Annotated in this window: 5 protein-coding genes; 3 read left to right on the top strand and 2 right to left on the bottom strand. The window is 64.0% G+C overall.

Going from position 1 to position 5,530, the window contains the following annotated elements; translation table 11 throughout:
• The first annotated feature begins 337 nt into the window (after positions 1 to 337).
• The 3 genes from KA184_12005 to KA184_11995 all read left to right on the top strand — a co-directional run bounded on the left by KA184_12005 (position 338) and on the right by KA184_11995 (position 3,569).
• Positions 338 to 610 (top strand): acyl-CoA-binding protein, encoded by a 273-nt coding sequence (locus KA184_12005; GenBank protein MBP8130292.1) that lies wholly within the window; start codon positions 338 to 340, stop codon positions 608 to 610.
• A 268-nt stretch (positions 611 to 878) separates the two neighbouring features.
• Complete coding sequence (locus tag KA184_12000) at positions 879 to 2,321, top strand: hypothetical protein (GenBank protein ID MBP8130291.1); 1,443 nt, start codon at positions 879 to 881, stop codon at positions 2,319 to 2,321.
• A 27-nt stretch (positions 2,322 to 2,348) separates the two neighbouring features.
• Positions 2,349 to 3,569 carry an anion transporter gene (locus tag KA184_11995; GenBank protein ID MBP8130290.1) on the top strand — a complete coding sequence of 407 codons (1,221 nt, stop codon included), beginning with the start codon at positions 2,349 to 2,351 and terminating at the stop codon, positions 3,567 to 3,569.
• A 170-nt stretch (positions 3,570 to 3,739) separates the two neighbouring features.
• On the opposite strand, the gene KA184_11990 is transcribed toward KA184_11995, so the two are convergent.
• Together KA184_11990 and KA184_11985 are read right to left on the bottom strand one after the other, a co-directional pair.
• The gene (locus tag KA184_11990) at positions 3,740 to 4,684 is read right to left on the bottom strand and encodes a metallophosphoesterase family protein (GenBank protein MBP8130289.1); all 945 of its coding nucleotides are present in this window, start codon (positions 4,682 to 4,684) and stop codon (positions 3,740 to 3,742) included.
• 18 nt (positions 4,685 to 4,702) lie between these two features.
• A partial coding sequence (locus KA184_11985; GenBank protein ID MBP8130288.1) for a sugar phosphate isomerase/epimerase occupies positions 4,703 to 5,530 on the bottom strand: 828 nt, incomplete at its 5' end.

The following is a 5,530-nucleotide window of genomic DNA, read 5'->3' as shown; positions in this document are numbered from 1 at the left end:
GGACGTCAATTGCTCGCCCCGCCCCTCCGCCCATCGTCTTGATGATGAGTCCCGCCGGGCTATCCCTTGGCGCGCTCGCTTTCCAGCAGAGCCGGCCTCCGTTTCATCCGGCAACCGTCACGTTATACCGCGACGGGAAGCGGATTCAACTGTCGAGTTCCGCCCAGGTTCACGTACGTCACGTCGATGTGTCCAGGCTGCCGGCGCGGCCAGGCGCATCGGGAAACGGGGCCAAGGCGTGCGGGCTTGCAAAGCGGGGCGCGATTCGGGTATAAAACCCGGAGGAAATCGAGTCTTTAGCGGTTTAATTGAACTAAACAGTGAAGGGGAGTAGTCCATGTCTGAGGATCTGAAAGCCCGGTTCGAGAAAGCCAGCCAGGAAGTCACGCAACTGTCCCAAGCGCCGGATAACATGGCCAAACTTCGCCTGTACGCGCTGTACAAGCAGGCGTCGGCGGGCGACTGCACGGGGGAACGGCCCGGCATGTTGAATCCGATGGGCCGGTTCAAGTACGACGCGTGGAAAGCCTTGGAGGGCACCTCGCAGGAAGAGGCGATGAACCAGTACATCGGGTTTGTCGAGGAGTTGAAGGCCGCCGACCAGGCCTGAACCGCGTCAGCCAATTCAATAGCGGCACGCCCCAAGGCGCAGAACCGTGCGTGAGCGCCCGTGGGGCGTGTTTGTGTTTCGCGCTCGAGTGGCGCCCTGCACCGCGCGACCCGGGAAAAGCGCTAACAAGCTCCCGCAGTCTGCGTGAAACGCAGCGGCAAGTCAGTGAACCTGCAAGACAGCCCGCGAAGCGATTGACGCCCTTTGTGGCGCGCCCCGGCGAGGAATTGCTATGGTGGCGTCGGTTGTCCAACCGGAGGGAATCACTATGAACAACGTCGTCCGCATAACGTTTGGGTTGTTCCTGCTGGCCAGCGCGGTTACGGCCGCGCAGGATGCGCTCGAGGTCGGCAGCCGCCGCGAGTTGTTTATTGATACGTACCTCATAGACCGCATGGACGGCGTCTCGCTGCGCTTGCACGAGCCGCAGCCGGCAGATGTCGCGCTGACGTTCGACGCACCCTGGGAAGGGCGTCACTGCGGCTACGTGACCGTGTTCCAGGATGGCGACCGTTTCCGCATGTACTACAGGGGGTTGCCCCAGTCTGGCAAGGACGGATCCGACGCCGAGGTGACGTGCTATGCGGAGAGCACCGACGGTGTTCACTGGACAAAACCAGAACTTGGACTCTTCGAAATCGACGGCGATGAGGACAACAATGTCATTCTCGCGGGGCAGGCGCCTTTTTCCCACAATTTCGCGCCGTTCCTGGACACGCGCCCGGGCGTGGCGCCGGAGGAGCGTTACAAGGCGCTTGCCGGCACGAGCGAGACCGGCCTTCACGTATTCGTTTCGGGCGACGGCCTGCGCTGGCGCAAGATGCAGGATACGCCAGTAATCACGGAAGGCGCGTTCGATTCCCAGAATGTTGCGTTCTGGTCGGAACTGGAAGGCTGTTATGTCTGCTACTATCGGACGTGGTCCGAGGGGGAGTTCGCGGGCTACCGCAGCGTCAGCCGGGTAACGTCGGACGATTTCCGTGCCTGGACCGCGCCCGTCGAAATGGACTACGGGGGCACGCCGCGTGAACACCTGTACACAAATCAGACGCAGCCCTATTTCCGTGCGCCGCACCTCTACATCGCGACGGCGGCGCGGTTCATGCCGGGGCGGCGCGTCGTATCCGACGAAGAAGGGGCCGCGTTCGGGGTATCGCCTACCTATTCCGGAGATTGCAGCGATGGCGTGCTCTTGACGAGCCGCGGCGGCACGCGTTACGACCGGACGTTCATGGAAGGGTTCATCCGGCCGGGCGCCGGTCTTGAAAACTGGACATCGCGCACGAACTATCCGGCCTGCGGCATCGTGCCGACAGGCGACCACGAGATGTCGCTCTACGTGCAGCATCACTACGGACAGCCGACGCACTGCCTGATGCGGTACCTCTTGCGCACGGACGGGTTCGCGTCCCTCCGTGCTCCCTACGGGGGCGGCGAGTGCGTCACCAAGCCGTTCGTGTTCTCCGGCAAAGAACTCTACCTCAATTTCGCGAGCTCGGCTGCAGGCGGCGTGCGCGTCGAGGTCCAGCGGGCGGACGGTACGCCCGTGGAAGGCTATACCCTGGAAGACAGCGCGGAATTGATCGGCAATTTCATTGAGCGCGCCGTTTCGTGGCGTGGCAACAGCGACGCGAGCGCGCTGGCGGGCACGGCCATTCGGCTGCGTTTCGTGATGAAGGATGCCGACATCTATGCGCTGCAGTGGCGATAGAACCGGGGGCGGAATCCGGCTTTTGCCATGAACATCCTGGTCCTCGTTGTCTTCACTGCCGTATATCTTGGCATGGTCTTGGGCCGTTTCCCGGGCCTGGCCATCGACCGGACCGGAGTTGCGCTGCTTGGCGCGATTGTCCTGCTCGTGGCTGAAGCCTTGTCACCCGAGCAGGCCCGCGACGCGATCGACGTGCCCACGATGGGCCTCCTGTTTGGCCTTATGGTCGTCTCGGCGCAGTTCCGGCTGGGCGGCTTTTACACGGCGGTCACGCGCGCATTGGCGTTGCTCGATGTGCGCCCGGCCGCGCTTCTGGCGTTGTTGATTGCGGTGACGGCGGCGCTGTCCGCGCTGCTCTGCAACGACATCGTGTGTCTGGCCGTTGCGCCTGTGCTGGTCGAGGGCTGCCGCAGGAAGGAGCTGGACCCCGTTCCGTTCCTGCTGGGTCTGGCGTGCGCGGCCAATGTTGGTTCCGCCGCGACACTGATTGGCAATCCCCAGAACATGCTTATTGGGCAAACGCTTCAGCTCTCCTTCGCGGGGTACTTCGCGCACGCGCTCACGCCAACGCTGCTGGGTCTCGTTGCTGTCTGGACCGTCATCTGCGCGCGGACGGCCGGCCGGTGGCACCGGCGCTTCACAATACCCAAGATCGACGCGCCGCCGTTCAACCGGTGGCAGAGCGGCAAGGGTCTTGCGGTGATGGCCGTGCTGGTGGGCGCGTTCTTTGTCGTGGAGTTGCCGCGCGAGGTGCTGGCGCTGGCCGCGGCGGGCGTCCTGCTCATGAGCCGCCGCATGCACACGCGCAACATGCTCGGGCTCGTCGACTGGCACCTGCTCGTGCTGTTCGCGGGCCTCTTCGTCGTCAACCGCGCGTTCGAACACACCGGCATGCTCGGCGCCGCCATCGCCTGGAGCCGCAACGCGGGCGCGCCGGTCGAACAGCCCGCGTGGCTCTTTGCCGTGACGGCCGTCCTTTCCAATCTGGTTTCGAACGTGCCTGCCGTCATGCTGTTGCTGCCCGCGGCAACGCACCCTCTTGCGGGGCCTATTCTGGCGTTGGCCAGCACACTGGCGGGCAATCTGTTCATCGTGGGCAGCATCGCCAACATCATCGTGGTGGACCAGGCGGAGCGGCTGGGCGTGCGCATATCGTGGCTGGACCACGCCAAGACGGGCATTCCGGTCACAGTGGCGACGCTCGGCATCGCGGCGGGCTGTCTGTGGTTTCAATCCGTGTGTCTTTGACCCGCGAGGCAAGAAAAATGCCCGCCGCCGCCGCGAAAGACCGGCCTCCAACGCAGCAACGACGGGCGTTGGACGCAAGGTGTTGACGTCCAACAGCCAGTAAGCGTGTCAGTGCGGGGTCAGAACACTGCACGTCCGCGTCAGAGAATACCGGCGACTGCATACATTCGTTACGTGTCGCCGCGGTCAAGCTGGTGAATGACGATTTCGGCGGGCGCGCGCAGGCGGATGGGCGCCAGGCTGCACCCGACGCCCGAGGTCGTATAGCCGCGAAGCGTCTCGAATTCCCAGGGCCCATAGAGCATGGACAGGGGTTGTTTCGCGTTGCGCAGCAGCGGGCGGCCCCAAGGCAGGCGGATCTGGCCGCCGTGCGTGTGGCCGCAAAGCATATAGTCAATCCCGCAGGCGAGCGCTTTCAGGTAGGGCTCCGCCGAGTGTGACAGGAGTATTTTGACCGCGCCGGGCGGGACGCCGCCCAGCGCCTTCTCGAAATTGTCCGCCTCGTAAAAATGCGGGTCGTCAATGCCCGCGATGCAGAGCGTTGCGCCGCCCCGCTCAATCATGACATGCTCATTCAGGAGCATGCGCAGGCCCATCGTCTCGAGGGGCGGCGCCATGGCGATGAAGTCGTGATTGCCCAGGATGCCATAGACGGGCGGGCGCAGGTGCGGCATGAGCCGTTCCATCTCGCGGAGGGTGTCGTCGAAGTCGCCCCAGGTCTCGCCTCGAATATCGCCCGTAATGACGGACACGTCATAATGCAGTCCCTGCACACGCTCGATAAGTGCGTCGGTGATGGGGCGGTGAAAATCTATGTGCAGGTCGCTCAGGTGTAGGATGCGGAAGCCGATGAACGCTTCCGGCAGCCTCGGCAGGGCCAGCCGCCGTTCCCGCACGTGGATGGTGCACGCTGCCCGGTAGCCTCGCCAATAGAGGCCGGTGCATCCGAGCCCGAAATGGAGCAACGCCCGCAGATACGGCACGTTTTCCGGGTGCAGCCAGGTCAGGCCCTGCCCGATGACTTGCGCGGCGTGGTACGCTTCAATACGCGTGCGCAGCCGGTAGTGGTACTCGCCCACGCGGCGGCGCAGCAGATCCTCGTCCGTGTGAGTCATGCGCGTTTTTGTTCGCGCTTACGCTTTGCGCGCGCCCTCGCCGAGCAACGTCATGCGGCGCGACAACTCACGCAGGTACGCTTCGTCGCCGCCGGGGAACTCCTCCGTGCCCCAACCGGTGTATCCAATCTCATCCAGCGCCTTGCGCACCTCCGGCCAGTCCACGTCGCCTTCATACGGCAGATTGCACCACACATACCCGTCGCGCTTGAAATCCTTGATGTGCAGGCGGCGGATGCGCTTGCCCAGCGTGCGGATCCAGTCCTGCGGATAACCGAAGATGACGACGTTGCCCACATCGAAATAGGCCTGGACCCAAGGGCTTTCAAATTCGTCCACGTATCGGGCGAATTCGAGCGGGCTCAGCAGGAACTTGTTCCACACGTTCTCGACCGCGATGACGACGCCCAGTTCTTCCGCCAAAGGGAGCAGTTCGCGGATGTTCTGTTGCGACCGTTCCCACGCTTCGCCGTAGCGCACGCGTTCGTTTACCACTGCCGGCACCAAAAGCACCGTGTCCGCGCCCATCGCCTTGGCCGTGCGCAACGCGTTTTCGATTTCCTTCTTGCCCCGCGCCACCTTGTCCGGGTTGGGGTCCGACATGGGCGCGCCCCAGCCGCCGTAAATGATCGATTGGACGGGCGTGCCCGCTTCGCGCGCGGCCTCGCCCACGGCCTTCGCGCGCTCGAGATCGTCCATCGGCCCGGACTCGATGCCGTCGAAGCCGAGGTTCTTTGCGTACTGAAACCGCTCCAGGTCTGGCAGACTGTCGGGCAGATGGCCCAGTTGAATGCCTTTCAGCAGCGGCTTGTAGTCCGCGGCGCGCGCGGCGCCGCCCGACATGGC

The sequence above is a fragment of the Candidatus Hydrogenedentota bacterium genome (assembly GCA_018005585.1).
In the GTDB taxonomy this organism is placed as follows: domain Bacteria; phylum Hydrogenedentota; class Hydrogenedentia; order Hydrogenedentales; family JAGMZX01; genus JAGMZX01.
The sequence above is the reverse complement of the archived record's forward strand: the minus strand, read 5'-3'. Positions and strand labels throughout refer to the sequence as shown.

What these genes read in the sequence shown, in the direction of transcription:
- KA184_12005 (MBP8130292.1), top strand. Translation starts at nt 338, where the DNA reads ATGTCTGAGGATCTGAAAGCCCGGTTCGAGAAAGCCAGCCAGGAAGTC.
- KA184_11995 (MBP8130290.1), top strand. Translation starts at nt 2,349, where the DNA reads ATGAACATCCTGGTCCTCGTTGTCTTCACTGCCGTATATCTTGGCATG.
- KA184_11990 (MBP8130289.1), bottom strand. Translation starts at nt 4,684, where the DNA reads ATGACTCACACGGACGAGGATCTGCTGCGCCGCCGCGTGGGCGAGTAC.
- KA184_12000 (MBP8130291.1), top strand. Translation starts at nt 879, where the DNA reads ATGAACAACGTCGTCCGCATAACGTTTGGGTTGTTCCTGCTGGCCAGC.